The sequence below is a fragment of the Ferruginibacter sp. HRS2-29 genome (genome assembly GCF_024343615.1).
GTDB lineage: Bacteria > Bacteroidota > Bacteroidia > Chitinophagales > Chitinophagaceae > Ferruginibacter.
The window spans coordinates 1173-21852 of sequence record NZ_RJUB01000104.1; the positions used below are offsets into that span (position 1 = coordinate 1173).

20 protein-coding genes and 2 tRNA genes are annotated in these 20680 nt (G+C 46.2%); 7 read left to right on the forward strand and 15 right to left on the reverse strand.

The genetic code is table 11. The features are described from left to right. The coding region (locus EGI32_RS11275; protein WP_255155460.1) for a hypothetical protein at positions 1-1903 on the reverse strand (1903 nt) is incomplete at its 3' end. An 882-nt stretch (positions 1904-2785) separates the two neighbouring features. Further along, positions 2786-3979, reverse strand: a complete 1194-nt coding sequence (locus tag EGI32_RS11280) for an NAD(P)-dependent oxidoreductase (RefSeq protein WP_255155461.1) — start codon at positions 3977-3979, stop codon at positions 2786-2788. A 261-nt stretch (positions 3980-4240) separates the two neighbouring features. Here EGI32_RS11280 and EGI32_RS11285 point away from each other — a divergent pair, with 261 nt between their 5' ends. The 3 genes from EGI32_RS11285 (at position 4241) to EGI32_RS11295 (ending at position 5028) form a co-directional block, all read left to right on the forward strand. Then, a complete protein-coding gene (locus EGI32_RS11285) occupies positions 4241-4732 on the forward strand; it encodes an iron-sulfur cluster co-chaperone HscB C-terminal domain-containing protein (RefSeq protein WP_255155462.1) in 492 nt (163 codons plus the stop codon). Between the two features lie 76 nt (positions 4733-4808). Next, positions 4809-4895, forward strand: a tRNA-Leu gene (locus tag EGI32_RS11290). 49 nt (positions 4896-4944) lie between these two features. After that, positions 4945-5028 (forward strand) — tRNA-Leu (locus EGI32_RS11295). Positions 5029-5106: 78 nt separating this feature from the next. Here the strand turns inward: EGI32_RS11295 and EGI32_RS11300 are convergent. From EGI32_RS11300 to EGI32_RS11350, 11 genes are all read right to left on the reverse strand, one after another. Then, complete coding sequence (locus tag EGI32_RS11300) at positions 5107-5532, reverse strand: arsenate reductase ArsC (protein ID WP_255155463.1); 426 nt, start codon at positions 5530-5532, stop codon at positions 5107-5109. Positions 5533-5656: 124 nt separating this feature from the next. Then, a complete protein-coding gene (locus EGI32_RS11305) occupies positions 5657-6493 on the reverse strand; it encodes an arsenite methyltransferase (protein ID WP_255155464.1) in 837 nt (278 codons plus the stop codon). A 54-nt stretch (positions 6494-6547) separates the two neighbouring features. Continuing rightward, on the reverse strand, positions 6548-6877 hold the full coding sequence (locus EGI32_RS11310; RefSeq protein WP_255155465.1) for a helix-turn-helix transcriptional regulator: 330 nt from the start codon (positions 6875-6877) through the stop codon (positions 6548-6550). A 185-nt stretch (positions 6878-7062) separates the two neighbouring features. Next, complete coding sequence (locus EGI32_RS11315) at positions 7063-7476, reverse strand: hypothetical protein (protein ID WP_255155466.1); 414 nt, start codon at positions 7474-7476, stop codon at positions 7063-7065. A 165-nt stretch (positions 7477-7641) separates the two neighbouring features. Beyond that, complete coding sequence (locus tag EGI32_RS11320; RefSeq protein ID WP_255155467.1) at positions 7642-8913, reverse strand: outer membrane beta-barrel protein; 1272 nt, start codon at positions 8911-8913, stop codon at positions 7642-7644. Next, positions 8910-9470 (reverse strand): RNA polymerase sigma factor, encoded by a 561-nt coding sequence (locus tag EGI32_RS11325; protein WP_255155468.1) that lies wholly within the window; start codon positions 9468-9470, stop codon positions 8910-8912. Before EGI32_RS11325 ends, EGI32_RS11320 begins: the two co-directional genes overlap by 4 nt. Positions 9471-9543: 73 nt before the next feature. After that, positions 9544-10002, reverse strand: a complete 459-nt coding sequence (locus EGI32_RS11330; protein WP_255155469.1) for a hypothetical protein — start codon at positions 10000-10002, stop codon at positions 9544-9546. 204 nt (positions 10003-10206) lie between these two features. Beyond that, complete coding sequence (locus EGI32_RS11335) at positions 10207-10932, reverse strand: siderophore-interacting protein (protein ID WP_255155470.1); 726 nt, start codon at positions 10930-10932, stop codon at positions 10207-10209. Positions 10933-11004: 72 nt separating this feature from the next. Beyond that, on the reverse strand, positions 11005-11370 hold the full coding sequence (locus EGI32_RS11340; protein WP_255155471.1) for an AraC family transcriptional regulator: 366 nt from the start codon (positions 11368-11370) through the stop codon (positions 11005-11007). 5 nt (positions 11371-11375) lie between these two features. Beyond that, entirely contained in the window at positions 11376-11900 is a 525-nt protein-coding gene (locus tag EGI32_RS11345) for a hypothetical protein (protein WP_255155472.1), read from the reverse strand. Positions 11901-11906: 6 nt separating this feature from the next. Then, complete coding sequence (locus EGI32_RS11350; RefSeq protein ID WP_255155473.1) at positions 11907-12425, reverse strand: cupin domain-containing protein; 519 nt, start codon at positions 12423-12425, stop codon at positions 11907-11909. A gap of 169 nt (positions 12426-12594) precedes the next feature. Here EGI32_RS11350 and EGI32_RS11355 point away from each other — a divergent pair, with 169 nt between their 5' ends. Beyond that, the gene (locus EGI32_RS11355) at positions 12595-12960 is read left to right on the forward strand and encodes a glyoxalase (protein ID WP_255155474.1); all 366 of its coding nucleotides are present in this window, start codon (positions 12595-12597) and stop codon (positions 12958-12960) included. Positions 12961-13127: 167 nt separating this feature from the next. On the opposite strand, the gene EGI32_RS11360 is transcribed toward EGI32_RS11355, so the two are convergent. After that, on the reverse strand, positions 13128-13475 hold the full coding sequence (locus EGI32_RS11360) for a hypothetical protein (RefSeq protein ID WP_255155475.1): 348 nt from the start codon (positions 13473-13475) through the stop codon (positions 13128-13130). A 165-nt stretch (positions 13476-13640) separates the two neighbouring features. Between EGI32_RS11360 and EGI32_RS11365 the strand changes: the two genes are divergently transcribed. The 3 genes from EGI32_RS11365 to EGI32_RS11375 all read left to right on the forward strand — a co-directional run bounded on the left by EGI32_RS11365 (position 13641) and on the right by EGI32_RS11375 (position 18775). After that, the gene (locus tag EGI32_RS11365) at positions 13641-16286 is read left to right on the forward strand and encodes a T9SS type A sorting domain-containing protein (protein WP_255155476.1); all 2646 of its coding nucleotides are present in this window, start codon (positions 13641-13643) and stop codon (positions 16284-16286) included. 673 nt (positions 16287-16959) lie between these two features. Further along, the gene (locus EGI32_RS11370; protein ID WP_255155477.1) at positions 16960-18066 is read left to right on the forward strand and encodes a hypothetical protein; all 1107 of its coding nucleotides are present in this window, start codon (positions 16960-16962) and stop codon (positions 18064-18066) included. A 106-nt stretch (positions 18067-18172) separates the two neighbouring features. Further along, positions 18173-18775: a pyridoxamine 5'-phosphate oxidase family protein gene (locus EGI32_RS11375; RefSeq protein WP_255155478.1), complete on the forward strand. Its 603-nt coding sequence runs from the start codon at positions 18173-18175 to the stop codon at positions 18773-18775. Positions 18776-19112: 337 nt separating this feature from the next. On the opposite strand, the gene EGI32_RS11380 is transcribed toward EGI32_RS11375, so the two are convergent. Next, the gene (locus tag EGI32_RS11380) at positions 19113-20282 is read right to left on the reverse strand and encodes a zinc-dependent alcohol dehydrogenase (protein ID WP_255155479.1); all 1170 of its coding nucleotides are present in this window, start codon (positions 20280-20282) and stop codon (positions 19113-19115) included. Positions 20283-20680 lie beyond the last annotated feature (398 nt).

A 20680-nucleotide genomic window follows, 5' to 3' on the forward strand; every position in this document is an offset into this window, starting at 1 on the left:
CACCTTTGGTGAAAGTACCTGTACCGGTGTAAGGTGCCGTACCACCTGTAGCCGATACGGTTACAGAAGTAGTACCACCATTACAGGCGATGGTACCCGTTGCGCTTGCTGCAGCTACCAGTGGTGCAGGAGCAGGGCCGGGTTGTGTAATAGTGATCGTTTCGCTCACCGTACAACCTTTGGAATCTTTTACGGTGATACGATGTGTGCCTGCTGCAACACCGTTAAATATATTGCTGGATTGATATGTTCCTGCATTAAGGCTGTAAGTATAGGGAATTGTTCCACCGGCTGCTACCGTTGTAATAGCGGTAACGCCACCGTTGAGCAGGATCACTCCGGCCGACAATACGGCTGTAAGAGGCAGCAATGGCTGGGTTACGGTTACTGATGTGGTAGCAGAAGCGCCTGCTGCATCCGTTACGGTGAAAGTGTGTGTGCCTGCTGGTTTGGTAAAAGTTCCTGTACCGGTATAAGGTGCAGTACCACCGGTTGCCGCCACTGTTACAGTAGTAGTACCACCGTTACAGGCTACAGCTGCTGCGGTAGATGTTGCGGCCAGCGGAGTTGTGGGAGTAGTTACGCCGCCTTCCAGCATACCGGCATTCGGTGTGCTGTTGCCCGCTACTGAAGTACCCGCAAAATCCCTGGTAAGTCCAACGCTCCTGCCGAAGTCGACAGCAGGGCTGGCAGCAAGCGGGTTGTAGTTCCACAATTCCGGATCGGTACCAGCGATGCTGGTAAAGAGCGATGCCATGGTAGATAACTCGCTGGCGTTGGCCGTAAAGCCCAGTACACTTCCGGTGCCAAGGTGATAGATATTATTTTCATGCGTATTCTGCGCCAGATTGAAGATACCCGACCTTGCTACGTCTACACCATCAGTCAGCCAGAAAATATTATTTTTCATGGAGATGGTACAGTTGCTGCCGATGATGATCATCTGGCCAACTCCTGTGAACTGCATCTTTGTTTCTACAAAAATATTGTTGTACACCTGCAGGTTCCTTACGTTGATAGCATATTGACCGCTGGTGTTGGTATAAACAAGATCACCGCAGTTGATCAGGAGATTGTAAGCAACCATGTTGTTGTTACTTTCACCGCCGCTTGAGCTTCCATATTCCATGAAGCCGTTGCAATTGATCGCTGTGTTGTACAAAATCTTATTATCGCCTGAGCCGTCGCCGTAGAATTCCACGCCGCCGCCATCGTAGCCGTAATCATAACTGTAAGCCCAGCAGTCTTTGAACCAGTTGCTGGTGATCATGTTGTTGGCACCGGATACTACGATCGGGCTTGCACCATAATCATCATCTGAGTTCTGGCTGGTAGGCGTATTCCTGATCATACGCAGGTTGAAGATCTTATTATTGTCGATCGTGTTATAGTCACCCCCGAGGTTGATACCACAACCTACCATGGACATTTCACAATTCTTTACAGTGAGGTAAGAACCTTCCACTTCAAAAGCTGTAGAGATCGTGGCCTGTGCGTAATGGTCATCGGGGTTCATATTTAGATCAGTAACCGCCAAACCATCTACCACAACATACTGGCGGTTGCCGTACATGGTAACTGCTTTGCTGGACCCGGTGATGATCGGAAGATTTCCTGTACCGTAATTAGTGAAAGTAAGTGGTGCGGAAACTGTACCGCTTTTGGTGATGGTAAGGGGACCGGTGAAAATTGATCCTTTCTTTAGATAGATGATATCGCCTGCAGCAAAACGGCTCATGTTGCTGTTTACCTGGGCCAGTGTTTTCCAGGGGTTAGCCAGTGTACCGCTTTGGGTGGAGGAAGTGCTGTTGGCATCAACGTAGTACTCTGTAGCCCGGGCGCCTATGGCAGCGAACAGGCATAGCAGGAACACACCGATTTTAGTGATGAAAGATAATTTCATTGGTTTTTCATTTAATTGAACTCTAAGGATAGGTTAGTCGGATATTGATTTGGTTAATGGTATTGGATTCGGTTTTATTTCATAGTAATTAAAAATGTTAATTCTTAATAGGTTTGAAAATACAACGATAAATAGAGGTGAAAAGTATGTACATCTGATATTCGCGGGAGCGGATATGATATTGGATCAATACGGGTTTTTCACTTGATATATTATAGTTTATTCTCTTTGTTTTTGAACGGTACATCAATTAGCAATATCCATACCATTAATGTTTGAACTTTATAATTCGCGGCTGAAACCCCCTTTCTTGATGTTAGTCAACCGCAGCCTGAAAAGATCTTGTGTTAATGTTTCATCGCAACAACTGTTAAAAAATGCCGGACGAAAAATCAGGAAATTTTAAACGAACATACTTTAGTCCGCTTTCTTCCTTTATATCATAAACACATTGCAAATATAAACCAGTGAAAAATCGTTTCTTGTCATACTGCATCAATTTTTCTTGTAATATTTATACTACGAAAATCGCCTGAAAGTACCGAAAACACTGGGTTATCCACAGATTTAGCATGGTTGTGGATAACCATGCAACCTTTTTGAAAAATATTTTTTTTCTAAAGGGTTTATTTTCAATCACAATTACTGATAAAAAATAAATATGTATAAAAGCACACAATAAAGTTTGTAGTATCCCGTTAAGCCAGCACGAAAAATCAGCAATCTTTTTAAATACAGACTGATTCAAACTCATCAGTTCCGCACGACAAAGCCCCGCTTCCGCGGGGCTTTTGCATTTTATTAACCGCGGAGGTTTTCTTTCAACCTCCGGGTGTTTGCCTGGACTCAGACGCCCGGAGGTTCAAAGAAAGCTCCGCGGTCTTAGTTTACATATTCACTCATATATTTATACGGCCCATTCAGTTTCCCTTTTTTGATGATGGTGGCTTTATCGATCAGGGTACTGTTTTCAGCAAACAGGTCGAGCAATACATATTTGATCAGTTGTTCCCCGAAATAACGGCTGGCATCCCTCGGCAATTCATTCGGCAGATTGCCCACCGCCATTACATCCACCGAATTTTCGATGTAGGGCGCCGTTTTTTCCAGCGAATTTCTATCCACTCCATACACCGGATCGGCGATCGTGGAATCGCCGATATTGCAGGGCACGGAGCCATACATATCGTCGGTAATATCCGCGATGGTCTTTATTCTAAAATCCGGCCTTTTCATGTCTTCATTTTCAAACAGCCTTGGTATGCGGGCTTCCCAGTAAACCCCGTTCATCAATATATCTGTATGCTGCAGGAAATTTTTAAACAGGCAGTCGTATGTTTCCGGGTTTTCATGAAAATCTTCGCGGTCATATACTTTGTCGGATTTGCGGGCATACAGATCTGCACCTTTCAGATGTACATACACCGGGTAGGTAAATTCTTTTTTGAGGTACTGATCAGGTTCCACTTCATGCACACCCAGCAGGTTCATGATTTCGAGCACCCCATGCGCTACCCTGCCACTGCCCGTTACGGCTATCTTGATATTGGGGAGCCTCAACCCGAAATAAGTGTGTACCAGGTGCTGGAAGTTTTTGGAAGAGTTGATACGGTCAAGCTGGTAAGCGCCGGTGCGTTGGCCGTAGGCAAACATTCCATTGTGCGCTCCTACGATCCCGGCAAAAAAACCAAACCCGATGATCCTCGCGCCGTCCTCATGCTCCAGGCATTCGTAATCCACCAGGGTGATATTCTTTTCCACCATCGCTTTGGCCAGCTTCTGGTTGTAAGGCTGCATTTTTTTGGTATGGGAAAAAAACAGGTAGGTCTTATTGGGAATAAGCTGGTCAACCGGCACTTCCTTGATGCCTAAAAGTATATCACACATAGAGAGGTCTTCCGTCACTTCCACACCCGCCTGTTGATATTCCTTATCGGAATAACAGCGGTGGCTGCTTTGTTGTACTATTACGCGAACATCCTTCCTGTTGAGGTGCATCCATTTGCACTGTGCGGGCGTAAGGGCTACCCGGCTGTCTGCAGGCACCTTTCCTTCCCTGATTAATCCTATGAGCATCGAATTTCTTTTAAATATATTGGCAAAGATAAGGATCGGTTTTCAGGTTGGAGGAATGAAGGATCGCGGGTGACGGGTGGCGGGTTGTTGGGCGTTCGTGAAGATTGACCTGCTCTTTCACCGCAGAGAACGGGAGGAAACGGAGGTTTCGCAGAGACCATGCGTTGCAACGCTGCGTGAACGCTGCTTTCTCTGGCCCTCTGCGGTAAATCTTTGCCCGGCCTTCGCAAACGTCAGGCGCAACTGCATTATCTTTGCCTCATGAACTACTACGAACTTTTCGACCTGCCTTTCGCTCCCACAGCGGATCACACCCTGGTCAATAAAAAATATTTCGAGCTGCAGAAACTTTATCACCCCGATTTTTTCACACAAGGCAGCGAGGAAGAAAAGGAAGCCATGCTGGAGCGCTCCGCCGATGTAAATAAAGCATATCATATTTTCAGGCACCAGGACCGTACCCTTGAATATTTCCTCAAAGAGAAAGCGGTAGTGGAAACGGATGAAAAATACAATCTGCCGCCCGATTTCCTGATGGAAATGATGGAACTCAACGAGGCACTTACGGAAGAAGACGAAAGCAGTTTCCGGGCACGTGTAGCCGCGGTGGAAGCCGGGCTGGATGCGGCAGTGGCGGGCATCCTGGACAAACCGGCGCCAACAGGATACCCCGATGCCGACCTGCAGGAACTCAAAGCCTATCATTTCAAGAAAAAATATTTGAAACGTATTTTGGATAGGTTGGATGATTGATGTAATATTGCAGCCCGTTCGGAGTGAACGGGATAACGAATGGCCGGCAACAGCTGTTCTTATTTTTTGAAAAGAGGCCCATGTGGCGGAATTGGTAGACGCAGCAGACTCAAAATCTGCCGTTCGCAAGGGCGTGAAGGTTCGATTCCTTTCGTGGGCACCAATCCGGCTATCCCTGCCTCGCCAGGGATAGCTTTTTATCTTTTCAAGTTGCCCAGATGGCGAAATTGGTAGACGCACTGCCTTCAGGTGGCAGCGTTCGCAAGGATGTGCAGGTTCGAATCCTGTTCTGGGCACAGCTAAAAAGGCTGAAACGCAATGTAAAATTGCATTTCAGCCTTTTTTATTCCCCGGCAACTTGCCTTCCAGTGGCCCTAATCCGCGTCGTAAATATTCTCCAGGATAAACTTTTCGCAGTACCTTTTTATTTCATCCCGCACCGTTCTGAAATTTTCGCTTATCTCTTTTTCTGTTCCCCCCATCTTTGATGGATCCGGAAAGTTATGGTGATATTTTTTTGCTTTGCCGGGAAACACCGGGCAATGCTCATTTGCGTTATCACAAACAGTAATCACAAAATCGAAATGCATACCATTATATTCCGCGACGTTATTTGAGGTCTGCCTGGAAATATCCATTCCATCTTCAGCCATCGTAGCTATTGCACGCGGATTTACTCCGTGTGTTTCGATACCGGCACTATAAATCTCTGCTTTATTTCCGGCGAAGAACCTCAAATAACCTTCAGCGATCTGGCTTCTACAGCTATTGCCGGTACAAAGGACTAATATTTTTTTCATTCTGTTTTAATCTAATAACCATATAATATTTATGATCGTAAACTTTGGGTCAAAGCCAAACATGGGGTTGAGCAATATGACCGAGCCGGTGATGACCACAATTTTCCTATATTTTTTTCTGCGGCTAGTTGCAGCAATCCGGCCCGCAGCAGGATGTTGGTTTTTCTGCATAAACTGTGATGCTAAAGATGCCCGTTGCACCTGTTTTAAAATCTGTTATTTCCGCAGGTGATAAATAATTTTTCAAAATATCATCAGGAATGATGATGGCCTTTTCTTTTTGTACACTGATGGACGCAAAGCCATTTCCTTCAATAAGCGCCAGGTAATCATTTTTTTGAATGGCGCCGGCAACACATCCTGCATACATTTCAGCATCTTTCTTTAGAGCCTCCGGCAGTTCGCCCATCAAAACCACATCAGAAATACTAAAATGGCCGCCCGGTTTTAATACGCGGAATATTTCTTTAAAAACCTTGTCTTTATCAGGCACGAGATTCAGCACACAATTACTCACTATCACATCAGCCATTTCCTTCCCAACCGGCATCTTATCAATATCGCCTTTGCGGAATTCAACATTGTTGTAGCCTAATTTTTCAGCATTATTCCTGGCCTTCTCAATCATTGCCGGCGTAAAGTCAATACCGATAATTTTACCGTTTTCTCCAACCTCTTTCCTGGCAACGAAACAATCGTTGCCGGCACCACTCCCCAGGTCAATCACCGTATCGCCCATGCTGATCTTTGCAAACTGTGTAGGAAGACCGCAGCCTAATCCCAGGTCGGCATCAGGGGTATATCCGCCCAGTTCGCTATAATCATCGCTCATGATGTTATAGATTTCTGTTGAACAGCAAGTGGACCCGCAACAGGAAGACTCATTTGTTTTTTTATCCTGTAAAGCGATATCACTATACTTCTGCCTTACACTATCTTTAATTTCATTTTCAGTAGACATAAAATTTTGTTTAGATGTTTATTGTAATATTACGATGAATGATAGTAAAAAAAATCAACAACAGTTGTCCTTGTTTACATACTTCACAAAAAAGCCCTCAAATACTGTTTTAAAATGTTCCCATACCTTAGCGTCGATGCAATAACAAACACTTGTGCCTTCAATGGTTCCGTTGATCAGCCCAACCTTTTTCAACTCGGCAAGGTGCTGGCTGATGGTAGCCTGGGCCAGTCCCAATTCACCCACAATATCGTTACACACGCAAGCCTGCTTCTTTACGAGGTATTGCAAGATGGCGATCCTTGCAGGATGGCCCAATGCCTTCATCATGCCTGCCAGTTTATTTTGCTTTTCCGTAAAGATTTCTGTTTTTGTCGTTCCCATCAATCGCAATATTACGATAAATAAAAACAATCATCAAATTTTTTTTCAGATTCTATTCATATAAAAGGCGAAGTTTGAAAACTTCGCCTTTTATATGAATACGTTAAAACTACTGTAATTAAAGATGACCATTTCTGATTGTGCCTCAAAGATCTCACCATTCACTATTGACCATTCACGATTCCCTACCCCTTCTTCCACGCCCTCGTGCTCCACAGCGGCCAGATGATCAGCAATGGATGCAGGAACAATCTCACCAGCCTCAGGGCATCCGAATCCAGCCCGAACGCGGGATCATGATTGAGGTATTGATTCAGGTTTCCAGGAAAGATCGCCAGGAAATAAAGCGCTGTGATCCATCCCATCTGCTTGCGGTATTTCGACAGCAATAATAACCCGAGGCCCAGCAATATTTCCACGATGCCGGACAATACTACCACCAGATCGGGATCGAGCGGCACCCACCCCGGAACCTGCGCCCTGAACGTAATACGGGCTATCGTAAGATGGCTTGTACCGGCAAAAATGAGCAGCAGCCCCAGGAGGATGCGAAAAATGTTTTGTGCTTTTGTTGGAGAAGAAGATACCTTTGTTGTCATGTGCTGAAGTTTTGGAGTTAAAAGAATTGATACAGTTGACAGGTATTTTCCAGGATCAAAAGATAATAAAAAATAAGAAATAAAAAAAATAAGAAAGTGGCATCCTTGCAGACTTCAACTTTCTTATTTTCTATTTATGATTTCTTATCCCTTATTACTTATTCCTTATTTTTTAAGCCGGTAAAGCAGCTGCAGGCTAACCAGCCTGTTTTTACTGCTGCTTACATGGCTACCTTGTACAGCAGCCTGTAAAGCTTGCTGGTAGCTAAGATTTACCGAAAACTGTTTGGCGGTGTAATTTATTCCACCAATGGCACGCCCATCTATTTTCCGGGCTTTCGCTTCAAATACATCACTGCTCACCGGGCTCAGCGTTATCACATTCGGTCCGGTAGACAACGGGTTCATCTGGAAATCGTACCCCTTGAGATCACGGCGTTTTTTCTGCCCGGTCAATACCGAAGCCTGCAACCCCGCCTGCACCGCAAACCGTTTGTTGATGCGGAAGCCCACCATTATAGGGATATCCGCATATTCGAAACGTGTATACCGCAACACTTCATTGTAAGAGCGCAGATTATTGGCCGTATCATTTACATATACCGTTTTATTGATGCTGCGGCTATGACTGTTTACCGGGGAAAATGCCGTGAGCCCTGCAGACACATAGATCTTCGGCGAGAAATTATATTTTACTTCCGCAACAGGATACGGACGTGGATCCACTTCATTATCAATCACAGCATTGCTGCCAATACCCGCGCCTGTTTCCCACCAGCCTTTCCTGCGTTTTTTATCCGACGGATCAGCTTTTTCTTTTACCGGCAACAAATATATCATGTCCGTTTTACCGCTGTACATATGCAGGCCTGCAGGCAATGTAAATCCTTTATCCGCGATGAGTTCCATATTGTGCATAGCAGAAAGCTGTTTTTCCCGCACTGATTTTTGACCACGGGTTATCTCATCATCATTCTGATCGTCGCTGGTTGTAGTGGTAGTGTGATACGCGGTAGTAGCGGAATAGATGTTCTTTATTTTCTCACCGGACATATAGCGGATAGTTGCCTGCTGCTGTCCTTTTGGCCGGCCATTATCGAAAACAGCCGGGGAGATCACGGTTGGCGAAAAAGTGGTGACCAAAGATGTACCGGCAATTGCAGGAACGGTTGTACTATCAGCGTTGGCGGAAAAATTATCTGTGGTGTTTTTTTTGCCGGAAATGCTTGTCATCTTTCCATGATCAGGTTGCAGCTGCAGGTAACAGAGCAACAGCAGGCCGATGAAGGAAGCGGCTGCTGAATAAAATAAAAAAGGCCTCCGTTTAGCCGGCGCAGGTGTTACAGGCAAATGTTTGTCCAGCAACAGCCGCATATCCTGCCAAGCCTCACTGGCGGATATGTTTTGTCCGGGATCGTTATGTAAATATCTGCTCATAATTGATTGTCTTTTTTACGCTGCACCAGTTGCATGGAAACCTTTAATCTTTTTCTTGCTTCAGCCACGTGCCACCGGCTGGTGGTTTCAGAGATATCCAGCTCTTCGGCGATATCCTTGTGCGAATAACCATCGAAGGCAAAAAGGTTGATGACCAGCCGGGTCACCGACGGTAATAATTTTAAATGTTGCAGCAACTCTTCGTGCTTCCAGTTATAGCTGAGTTGAAAATCATCTTCGCCCTGCTCGCGGATATTGTCGATATGGATGAGTTGCGTACCCTGTTTCTGTTTCCGGGTAAAATCGATGGCGGTATGTATGATGATGGTCTTGAGCCAGGGCTTGAAATTGCCCAGTTCTTCCCTGTATTTCGTGATATTGGAAAATGCTTTCAGGTAACCATCGTTGAGTATCGTAAGTGCATCGTGCGGATGGTCGGTATAACGTTTGCAGGTGGCAAACATATCGTCGAAGAAATAGCGGTACACGGCTTCCTGGGCCTGCCGGTCGTTGCCGCGGCATCCTTCTATCCACTCATATAATCTTGCTTCGCTCAAATTATTTCAACCAGTATTCAATGGTAATAAAACACTGCAACTTTCCATGGTAAAAAGCTGCAGTCCTGTTAAATTAATGTTTAAACGCTATTGTCTTCACCAGTTTCCTTGCCACGTTGCTGCTATCGGTAAGTGTTACTTTCAGCACGCTGTCGTTGAGGGTTACAATCTTCCATGACACATATTTTGCCGGAGAAGATGCATTGAGGTGGATAGAATCGGTGGTTTCGTTGATCGCCCAGCTGCCTTTTGCATAAAAAAATGCAGTAGAATCGCATCTGGTCGCGCCATCCTGGAAATCGAATCCGCTGGTAGTCAGCTGGATGATGTCATCCGAAGTACACGCTTTCAGCACGTTGCTGTCCGCATCATTCGGCAGTTTTACGTTGATCGACTGAACCTTCCAGTTTTTAGCCACCAGCTTTTGCACTTTTGGCGACAAGGAAGGTGCGTCGTCTTTATCGCAAGCCATCAGTAAGGTTCCGGATGCTATCGCCAGTGCGAATAGCCTCAATATATTAGTCTTTTTCATGTTGTTTTTAATTGATACTGTTAGTAAATCGCTCGCTCCCGGGATTGCTTGCAATTAACAGTACGCACCATGAGAAAGATCTGTTGGGTGTGGGGGGATATTTTTTATTTGTGATCGTGTGCGAAGGGGTTTAGGGCTTTAGGGGTTTAGAAGTTTAGAGTGTGAGAATATTCTCTGCGTAAATTTTCTAAACTTCTAAACCTATCAAAGTCCTGCTTTCCCTTCCACCCAATACGGCTGCGTCACAATATTCTTCGACGAAATTCCCCGTTGCTTCAATGCATTACGAAATACCTGAATAGAACGGGCATTGCCCATAAGATAAAAAACACCTGTCTTCCACAATTCCCAGAGTTCTTCTTCGAGCTCATCGAGAAAGCGGATGGCATGCAGCGCTTTCGTTTCAGCCTTAGGCACCACATCCAGCATCAACCCCAGTTGCCCGGGTGCATGAAGCGATCCGGCATCGAGTTCGAGCACACCAATATAATGTTTGTCTTCAGTGTTGATGAGATTTTTAAGGCTTTGGAATAAACCAAGCGTTGTTTCGTCCCCAAAGAAAAAATGATACTTGCTGTCGCGTTTGTAAAGGTTGTAACCGCTGGGCAATCCCATCCGCAGGTGATCGCCTTCCTTCAATTTACTGATGAACAATTGCCCGGGGCCATTGCCATGCAGGTGAAATACGATGTCGCAGATACCCGCTTCGCTGTCCCAGAAAGAAGGTGTGTAATGACGGTAGTTGCGGCCATCAATACGGAAAACCACTGCCTGCCCGGCCTGAAATTTTACGGAAGAAAGATCACCTTTAAACCGGATCTTTTTCAGTTCCGTACTAAGGCATTCAATATGTGTGATGGTAACACTCCTGAATTTATTGCTGAAGGTACTTTCCATGATGTCGCCCATCCATTTTGGTATTGTTGGCATAAGAATTATTTTGGTACAAAATTATCTTTGCCATAAAAAATTACGGGTTCACAAACAAAAGCGATGATTGAATCATTCACGGAATTTATTCCTGAAAGCAAGAGCGGTTTCCCCGGTCATTTTTTTAAATAACCGGGAGAAATAGGCCGGGTCTTCGAAGCCCAGGGTAAAAGCGATCTCTTTCACATCGTTGTTGGTATAGTATAACAAACGCCTTGCCTCGGTGATCATCGCATCCTGCAGCCAATACGTGCAGGAATAACCTGTTATTTGTTTTACCGAATCGTTGAGATGCGAAGTAGTAATATTCAATTCGCGGGCAAACCATGAAGGCGGCCGCAGGTACCAGCCCTCCGACAACAGTTTTCTGAAACCTGCCGTAAGCACCTGGGCCTGATTCTTTCTAACAGGAGTTGCGGTACCCACGCTGGTATACAAGGAGGCTATCCTATTGACCAGCGAAACAAAAAGCCCTGTATGATCTGCTGGCCAAAAGTATTTTTTTCGCCGAAGGCGTGATGGAGTAGTTTCATCGTTTCCACCAGATTTTTTTTATCTTCTTTACCCAGAAGCAATGCCTGCTGTCCTGTAGCCAGGTCACGAAAAATTTCTGCACAATGGGCAGGCACGAGAAAAGTATCCACGCTTACAAAATATCCTTCCGCATCATAATACTCCCCTGCGGGTGCGTGCACCTGGAAAGGTTTGATGAGCAACAGGCCCGGGGCTTTCATGAAGATCTCCGTCATATCGCAATGCATGCCTCCCTGACCTTTCAGCAGTATAAAAAAAATGTAGTGGTCATCGCGGTGTTCCTGCAATAGATCACGATCCAGCCCGAGGATATCGCCGGAAATATATCTTATATCGAGCCCTCCGATGGCGTCTGCGTCTTGTTTGTAAAGCGGGATCTTTTTGATGAGTGATGAGTTATTATAGTACAAACTTACGCAACACTCATAACTCATCACTCATCATTTATAAACTTCCCTGTCTGCTTCCAATGCCTCTTTGATGCCTTCCACATCCTTTGGCCCCATATTGCCATAGCAGGTTTCGTAAAAATCGTGTGGCTGCCCACGGCGGAAATAAATCAGCTCACCATCTTTCAGATAATAATCATATTTCACCGTAACCGTACCACACGAGCCCATCCGGCTGCTGTTGCTTATCTCTTCACTCAGGTAAATAAGTTTATCATCCTGGAAATAATAATCGCGGGAGAAACCAGACAGGTAAGGCCCATCGAAACGCCCCACCTGATAACGCACCACGGAAGAATCCCTGAAATATGAAACCGCCTGGCGCTGGCGCATGATGGGGGATCTTTGGGCCCGGGCAAGGGAGTCTGTTTTTGTCACCCGTACAAGAGTGGTATCCGCTTGTACCTGTTTCACGATGCGGTCGATCTTGCGGGTTATTGTGTTGTTGTCGGTTGATTGGGCCTGGGCAGCTGGTGCTGCAAGGAGGAAGAGCAGTAAATATTTTATCATGGAGGGGAGATGCAGATAAGATTGAAAATACACAAATAAGGGCCACAGAAGCCTGGAGGATGTGTGATGTATGATGTGTGATGTATGATACTTAACTTTGAAACTGTAAAAACTTGTTGGAATACTTTTGACGTTCAAGCCTGAAAACATCACACATCATATATATTATATGCAGCATATAGCAATTTCCCTCCGCCCTTTTATCGGCTCAAAGGACTTCAACATTTCCCGCAGCTTCTACCGTGATCTTGGTTTTGAAGAGATCATCATTGATTCCAATATGTCACTTTTTAAGATAAACGAGTTCGGATTTTACCTGCAAAATGCTTATGTAAAAGACTGGATCGATAATACGATGTTGTTCCTGGAAGTGGATGATGTGCAAAGGTATTGGGCCGAATTATCGGCTTTGGCGTTGCCCGAAAAATATGAAGGTGTAAGGCTGTCTTCCATTGTACATAATGATTGGGGAAGCGAATGTTTTCTGCATGATCCAAGTGGAGTTTTGTGGCATTTCGGAAAATTTAAGAAATGATCACCGTGATAAAAAAACGCTGATTAAAAAAGATGACGGGATTTCGCTGATCGTTTTCACTTGGTGAAAACGATCAGCGGTTTAAACAAAGTTGAATAATCTTATGAACTGCATTTTCCTTTGCGCCAGCAAAAATAATCAGTGAAATCCCCCCCATCTTTTTCTGATCAGCGTTTATTCTTTTCAGCACTGGTTTCTTTCCCGTCATCGTGTTTTGCTTCCGGCGTTGGATTCTCCTCCTTCTTCCCTTCATGCCTGATCACATCCGCTTCATTCCATTCAAAATACTGCCGCATCTTCTCCTGCTCCAGGTCCAGCAACGCCAGCTGGTTACGAATGCCCCCATCACTGATGCCTTCTTTTTTATTGAGTGTTTTAAGAAACTCCCGTTGCTTTACGATCAGCTCATTTTGCACCCGCACATAATCCACATAAAATGCGTCTACCCGATCCCGTATATGATCGTCTTCCCATTCCCTGAAGATCTCCATTTCCGCAGTTAGCTTTATTTGCAATGCTTTCAACAAATAATCAGCGGGATCTTCTCATTCCTTTAAAATCAGCGTTTATTTCTTTTCGCCTGACTGAAAGATTGTTTCTTAAACCCTGTAGCAATCACATAACAATTCCTCAACAATTTGATAACACACACACTCCACATTTGCACAAAATCATTCTGCATGAAATCATTCTACCTGCGTTTATCCCTTATCGTTATAACGTTCGTCACCTGTATCCCGGCATGGGCACAGGAACCGGCGTTGCTGATCTCCAATGTATTCATCAATCCTCCTTCGACGGATGACAACAAGGAATTTGTGGAGCTCACCGCCACACGTGCCATCAATTTTGCCAGCACTCCCTACACGGTGATCTTCGCAGATGGCAGTGTAGCCACAGCAGCCAACGGATGGGCTACAGGTGCGCTGGGCACTTATGCCATACAGATCAGCACCGGCACAATCGCCCGGGGCGAAAAAATATATGTAGGGGGAAATGCTTTAGTGATCAATGGCAGCGGTTGCAGACTGGTACAAAAAAACACTTCCGCCGCCGGCGATGGTGGTATCGGCACAGGACAGGCCGCAGGCATACTGGGCAATGGTGGCAGCAATGCAGACGGGCTTGCCGTATTCAATATAGAAGCGGCTTCCATCAACAACACTTCCGTACCCATCGATGCCATTTTTTATGGCGACGCCGTGGGGAATGCCACCGGTAAATTCATCGTTCCAACCAACGACCGTTATACAACCGCACAGGGAAAATTCGGCCAGGGCACCAATATATTTATCGCACCTGATCCCGGCGCCAATTATCTTCCTGCTACCGGTGCGTATGATGTACTCACAGGCCTGTTCACCACTCCCCGCACCTGGACCGCTTCGGCTACTGTACCCAATTGTACTGCAGCCTCGGGCATTTCATTTGCAGCAGCCAATACACTTACCATTTCCGTGAATACGGCGCTCACCACTACTCTGCTGGCCCCGCCTGTAGTAAGTGGTGTGCTCAATGACCTGACTGACCCGGCAAAAAATACGGGCATCGTATTCGATATAAAAGACAATAACATCGGGATACCGTCAGGCGATTATACACTCACTGCTGCCAGCACCAATACTGCTGTGGTAGCTCTTTCAGATATCATCATCACACCAGCGGCTGGTACAGCCAATGTAAAAATTGGTGCATCAGGCGTAGGTTACAGCGATATCACCCTCACGCTCACAAAAGGCGCTGCTACCAAAACATACACGGTTCAGTTTGCCGTATCGGCATCAGGGGCCAACAGTTCTGTCAATACTCATTACCACACTTCCAACGCCGATGCCTCTACAGCTGTAGCGCTCGATGATGATTATATGGTGGTGTCCGATGACGAGCAGAATAAATTATTCGTATTCAACCGGAACGCATCCGGAATGCCGCTCAAAACTTTTGACTACAGCGGCCTGCTGAACCTTACCGATATCGACGGTGGTGCTCCCCGAGAAATTGACCTCGAAGCTTCTGTAAAAAGTATCAGCAACCCAAACCGTGTATACTGGCTGGGCTCGATGAGCAATAAGAGCAGTGATGCGCCATTCAATCCACGGCCCAACCGCAACCGCATTTTCGCTACCGACATTACCGGTACGGGTGCGGCTGCCAGCTTCAGTTATGCAGGCGATTATGAAGACCTCCGCAGCAGGATAATTACCTGGGGCGAAAGCAACGGACTTGGACTGAGTGCCAGCGCCGCATCGGGCAAAGACCCTAAAGTGATCGATGGGTTCAATGCGGAAGGCATGTGTTTTGCGCCGGACAATAGCACCTTGTACATCGGTTTCCGTGCGCCGTTATTACCGGTGAGTAACCGTACCAGGGCATTGCTGGTTCCTGTATTGAATTTCGAAAGCTGGTTTGGCAATGGCAGCCCTTCTGCCGCACCTGCCTTCGGAAGCCCCGTACTGCTGGATCTTGGTGGAATGGGCATCCGCAGCATCGACCGGTTGAGCAACAATACTTATGTGATCATCGCGGGTAACTTCGACGATGCTGCTTATAACGGTGCCGTATACACGTGGAACGGCAACCCGCTGGATGCCCCCGTGGCAAAGCCAGGCTTCATCATCACGGGGATGTCCCCGGAATCTTTCCTTCAGGTAAATACCGGCGGTATCATCAGCAACAACAAACTCCAGATGATCAGCGACAACGGCACCGTGGTTTATTACAACGATGGCATTGCCGCGAAGGACCTTGCCAACAACAACTTTAAAAAATTCAGGTCGGATGTGGTCACCAGTGTTGGTGCTCCATTGCCCATCACTTATAACCTGTTCGATCTGCGTGTGCAGCAGTGGAGCAATGTATTGCTTACGTGGAATGTATCCCTTAGTGCGGGCATCCACCGCTTTGAAGTGCAGCGCGCCAATGCAGGCGGTAGTTACAGTACGATCGCCGGCATAAGCCAGGGCTCCTCCGCCACGCATACTTACCTTGATGAGAACCTGGCATCAGGTAATTATGAATACCGTATCAGGTCGATCGATGCCAACGGGCAATCGTATTATTCAGCCCTGAAAACCGCGTCTATTGGTTACCGTTATGCTTCTGTAAAACTTCGCAACAACCCGGTGAAGAATGAACTACTTTCTATCAGTTTTGCTGATAACAGTGAAAAAGAATTATACATCTTCAATGCCGCTGGTGCATTGGTATACCAGGGCCGCAGCAAAACAACGCAGCAGGATATCCCTATGAAGGGAATGGCTTCCGGCAACTATGTGCTGAAAGTGATCAGCGGAGGAAAAGTGGAAGCGGTACAGTTCCTGAAATAAGATCACGAAGATGATTTGCCGCGAATGCACGAATTTTTATTGTATTGAAATAATTTGTGCATTCGTGGCAAATCTTTTTTTTGCAGGTGCAGAAACTCTCATTCGAGAGCCAGGCATGGCAATCTGTCCGCAAAATTACCAGCCCGGTGTAGCTTGAGTATCTTTTTATTCTCATACAGTCTCCCTTCCCATATCTCCACGCATTTCTTTTTTGAATGACAAAAAAACATCCCCCGGTTTAAATGCTGGTTACAGCAAAACTTTGTGTATTTGATGTATCACGAATCCCCCCCCCGCTATTTTCTTCCCGTCTTCCCGGCTCAATACAAATGATATAGCGGGTACTAATGACACTGAAGCCCGGGGGCATAAACGGTGATACGGGAACATTTTCCACGGTATAAGTTAGTATTTTTTTAATGCCGTTCTTGTTAGTGCTATCCCCAAAAACTCCAAAGGGATTATTTTTTCCGCAAGGGTTGCAACGTGTGGCAAGGATATATTTGACCACTTCCTGGTCAACGAATTTCCATCTCAACCCCGCCCCACTTCCTTATTTTTTTTCTTCCCGTCTTCCCGGCAAAAAAACATTTCTTTTCCTGATGACATTTTGCTCTTCCGGCGATATATTGACGGAATGCGCCCCTGACCGATGTTCCTTAAACTCACTGTTATGAATCAAAAAAACTTACTCCTCCTGCTCTGCCTGCTGATCGTATCACCACTCGCTTTCGGCCAGACCTGGGACGGCAGCACCAGCAGCGACTGGAATCTTGCAGACAACTGGACACCGGCCACGATACCAACTGCCAGCAGCAGCGTGAGCATCCCCAATACCCCCAACAAACCCATACTGGCGAATAGCGTCACGATCGCCAACTTCACTACTGCTGCCGGAAGTGGGTTGAACTTCAACGGATTTTCACTCACGGCTACCGGCAACTTCAACCTCAATGGAGCTACCCTCGCCAATTCAACTGCGGCTACAGATATATCTATCAACCTTGGCAATGCAGGCAGCGCCTATGTTACCAATTCAATTATCAACGATCATATCATTTTCAATCTCGGTGGTTCGGGTGGTTTTTATGAAGCATACGGCACAGCGAATATCTTCAATGGCAACGCCACGTTCAACCTTAGCGGCACCGGAGATTTTTACACCGGGTACTCGGGTCCTTCCACCCATAACGGAAGCGTTACCATCAACCGCACTACAGCCGGTGATACGCGGATATTTAATAATGGAGCAACAGCAATCAGTGGAAATTTCGCCTATACGAACAATGCCGGCGGAAATACCTACATCGGGCAGAGTGTTGATGCCGGTTCTGTTGTACCGATCGGCGGATCCATCAACATTACTGCGGACGGCAGCGGCAACCCGCTGTTTTATATGCGCAAACTAAAGAACCTTACTGGTGGCGGATCCGTAACAGTCTCCGGGCGTTTCACAAGCAAAAACCCCGGGGAAGAACAAAAAACCCCGGAGGTTTTATTTCAAGCTCCCGGTGTTTCACAAGCAAACGCTCCGGGGTTGAAAGCAAAAACCCCGGAGGTTTTCAGAACATACTACAACGGCTTCTTCATACGGAGTAACATGGCGATGTCCGCGGCTATTAGGGTAGCTGCGGCATTGCTGTTTATAAGTGGCGCCGATTCTATAAAAAAAATGTGTTTAAGCAACATTTCTTACATATTCTTTTTGCCTGATTACAACTGCGATCGCCGAAATTCAAATGACCCACATGGTACTGCTTTTCAAGATCAGGCAATGTGAAAATAATTCAGCAACAGTAAAAATGCCAAGGATAAAAATACTATAGCAATTACCGGACAAGTGTTTTGTTTTTTGGTGATGATGCCAACAACCGTAACGACAAAATATGAACTATTCCAAACTGGCATTCACAGAGGTGATCAAAGATCTCCAGGAAGCCGCCGGCAGCCGGGAAACTTACGAACGCGTAGAGCGGCATAGTTACAAAGACGGCCTCACCCCGATAGAAAAAGAATTCATCGGGAGGCTCGACAGTTTTTACATGGCTTCTTTGGGCGATAATGATTTCCCCTACATCCAGCACCGGGGCGGCTCGAAAGGTTTCATCAGGGTCATCGATCCCCAAACGCTGGGCATCGTAGATTTTGTGGGCAACCGGCAATACATTTCGGTCGGAAATATCGCCCATCATCCCAATGTTTCACTGATACTTGTTTCGTACCCGTTGCGTGCCCGTCTCAAGATGTATGCACGTGCCGAAGTTGTACAGATCGAAGACAGGCCCGACCTTTACGAACTCTTGAAACCAACCGGATATAAATTCAAAGCGGAACGGCTCATCATCTTCCACATAGAAGCCTATGACTGGAATTGCCCCCAGCACATTCATCCTAAATACAGCATGGAGGAAGTGGAAGATATGATGGTGCAAAAAGACCGGTATATCCATCAACTTGAAAAAGAACTGGCTTTGTTGCGGAAGCGCTGATCACTTTGTATCGAATTTATTTTCACGATAGTACAATTCCTTCATCATAGCTGGTGTACTCAAAATTTTCTACTCTTTTCCGTTATACCCGCCGCATCCCGCTCCTGGTGATAACACCATAACTACAACAAATATTCTTTCCATCTTCCCGTCTTCCCGGCATATCCGGCATATCCGTCTGCCCGGCATATCCCTGCGGATTTCCTTTGTGGCAAATACCTATCCCGAGAAACCGGCAAAAAAATAGCAACCAGGTAACCCTCACGCATAAAAAAATACCGCCGTGAATGATTCACGGGCGGCACTTATAGTAAACCAAAGCCAAAACTTTTTCCGGTTATTTCCATGGATCGAGCACTACTTTTACGCAATTGTCTTCCTTCTTTTTGAATATAGAATACGCATGGCTGATCTCTGTAAGCGGGAGCCGGTGCGAGATCACATCATCGAGTTTCACTTTTCCTTCTACCACGTAGTTTAATAATTCATCAATATATTTTTGTGCAGGCGCCTGGCCGCCGCGGAGGGTGATCCCTTTATCAAAAAATTGTCCTACCGGGAAATTATCATAATGCATGGGGTATACACCCAATACCGACACTATGCCCGCACGCCTGACGGCGCTCATGCAGGCCTCCAGCACTTTTGGAGAACCTTTTTCCATGTTGATCACCGCTTTTGCCCTGTCGAGAAAAGTACGGTCGGGTTCAAAGCCTACGGCATCCACACAAAGGTCGGCGCCACGTCCGTCGGTGACCGAACGGATCTGTTCGATCACATTTTTTCCATTCTCTTCCCATAAGATGGTTTCGCAACCCGAAGCCTGTTTCGCTTTTTCGAGGCGGTAGGGCAAAGTATCCACCACCACTACTCTACCGGCGCCTTTCAGCCAGGCGCTTTTTGCAGCCATGATCCCTACCGGGCCCGAACCAAATATGGCCACGGTTTCACCGCCGGCAAGGTTCCCCCAATCTATGCCGGTGTAACCGGTAGGGAATATATCGGTGAGGAACAGTACCTGTTCATCTGTTAATGTACCGGGCACTATCCGCGGGCCGTAATTAGCATAAGGCACGCGTACATACTGGGCCTGGCCACCATCAATGCCCCCATAAAGATCGGTGTACCCGAAGAGCGCCCCGCCCTTCTCCGTCAGTATCCCTCCTTCCGGACCGTAATGCCCGGGATTGCTGTTCTCATAATTTCCATGGGAGCCATTTGTACAAAAAAAACAATGTCCGCAGGCTACGGGAAAAGGAACTACCGCCCTGTCGCCTTTCTTCAACTTTGTAACACCCTTGCCTGTTTCTTCTACTATAGCCATAAATTCGTGGCCAAGTATCATCGGCCTTGGCTGCGGGATACCACCGGAATAAATATGCAGATCGGAACCACAGATAGCGGTGGCTGTCACTTTCAGGATCACATCATCCTCGTTTACAAGAATAGGATCATCAACATTATCGCACGTAATGGCACCCGGGCCATGAATGACTGCTGCTTTCATATACATGTTTTTTAAATGAAACAAAATGCCGGAAGGATGGGAGGTAAAATTTTCCTGCCGGCAATAGACTGCTTATGCCCTGCAAAAACAACGCTGCCGGAATGCCATTGTTGAAAAGTACCCGTTTTAGCAGGTTCATTCCAAAGGTTCAAAAAGTTCAAAAGGTTCAAGAGGTTCAAGAGGTCAAAAGTTAAAGGCAGTTTATGATGGTTTCAACGTTTAAAAATCCTGGTTTTTTAAACTGCTGACCATTTTATACCATGAATATTTTGAACCCTTTGAACTGTTGAACTTTTGAACCTCTTGAACTGTTGAACTGTTGAACCCTTCCCCTCCGTTTTGTGGAACGCTTACCTCAGTTCTGTGGCAAAACCTTGATCCGGCCGTAGACCAGTGGA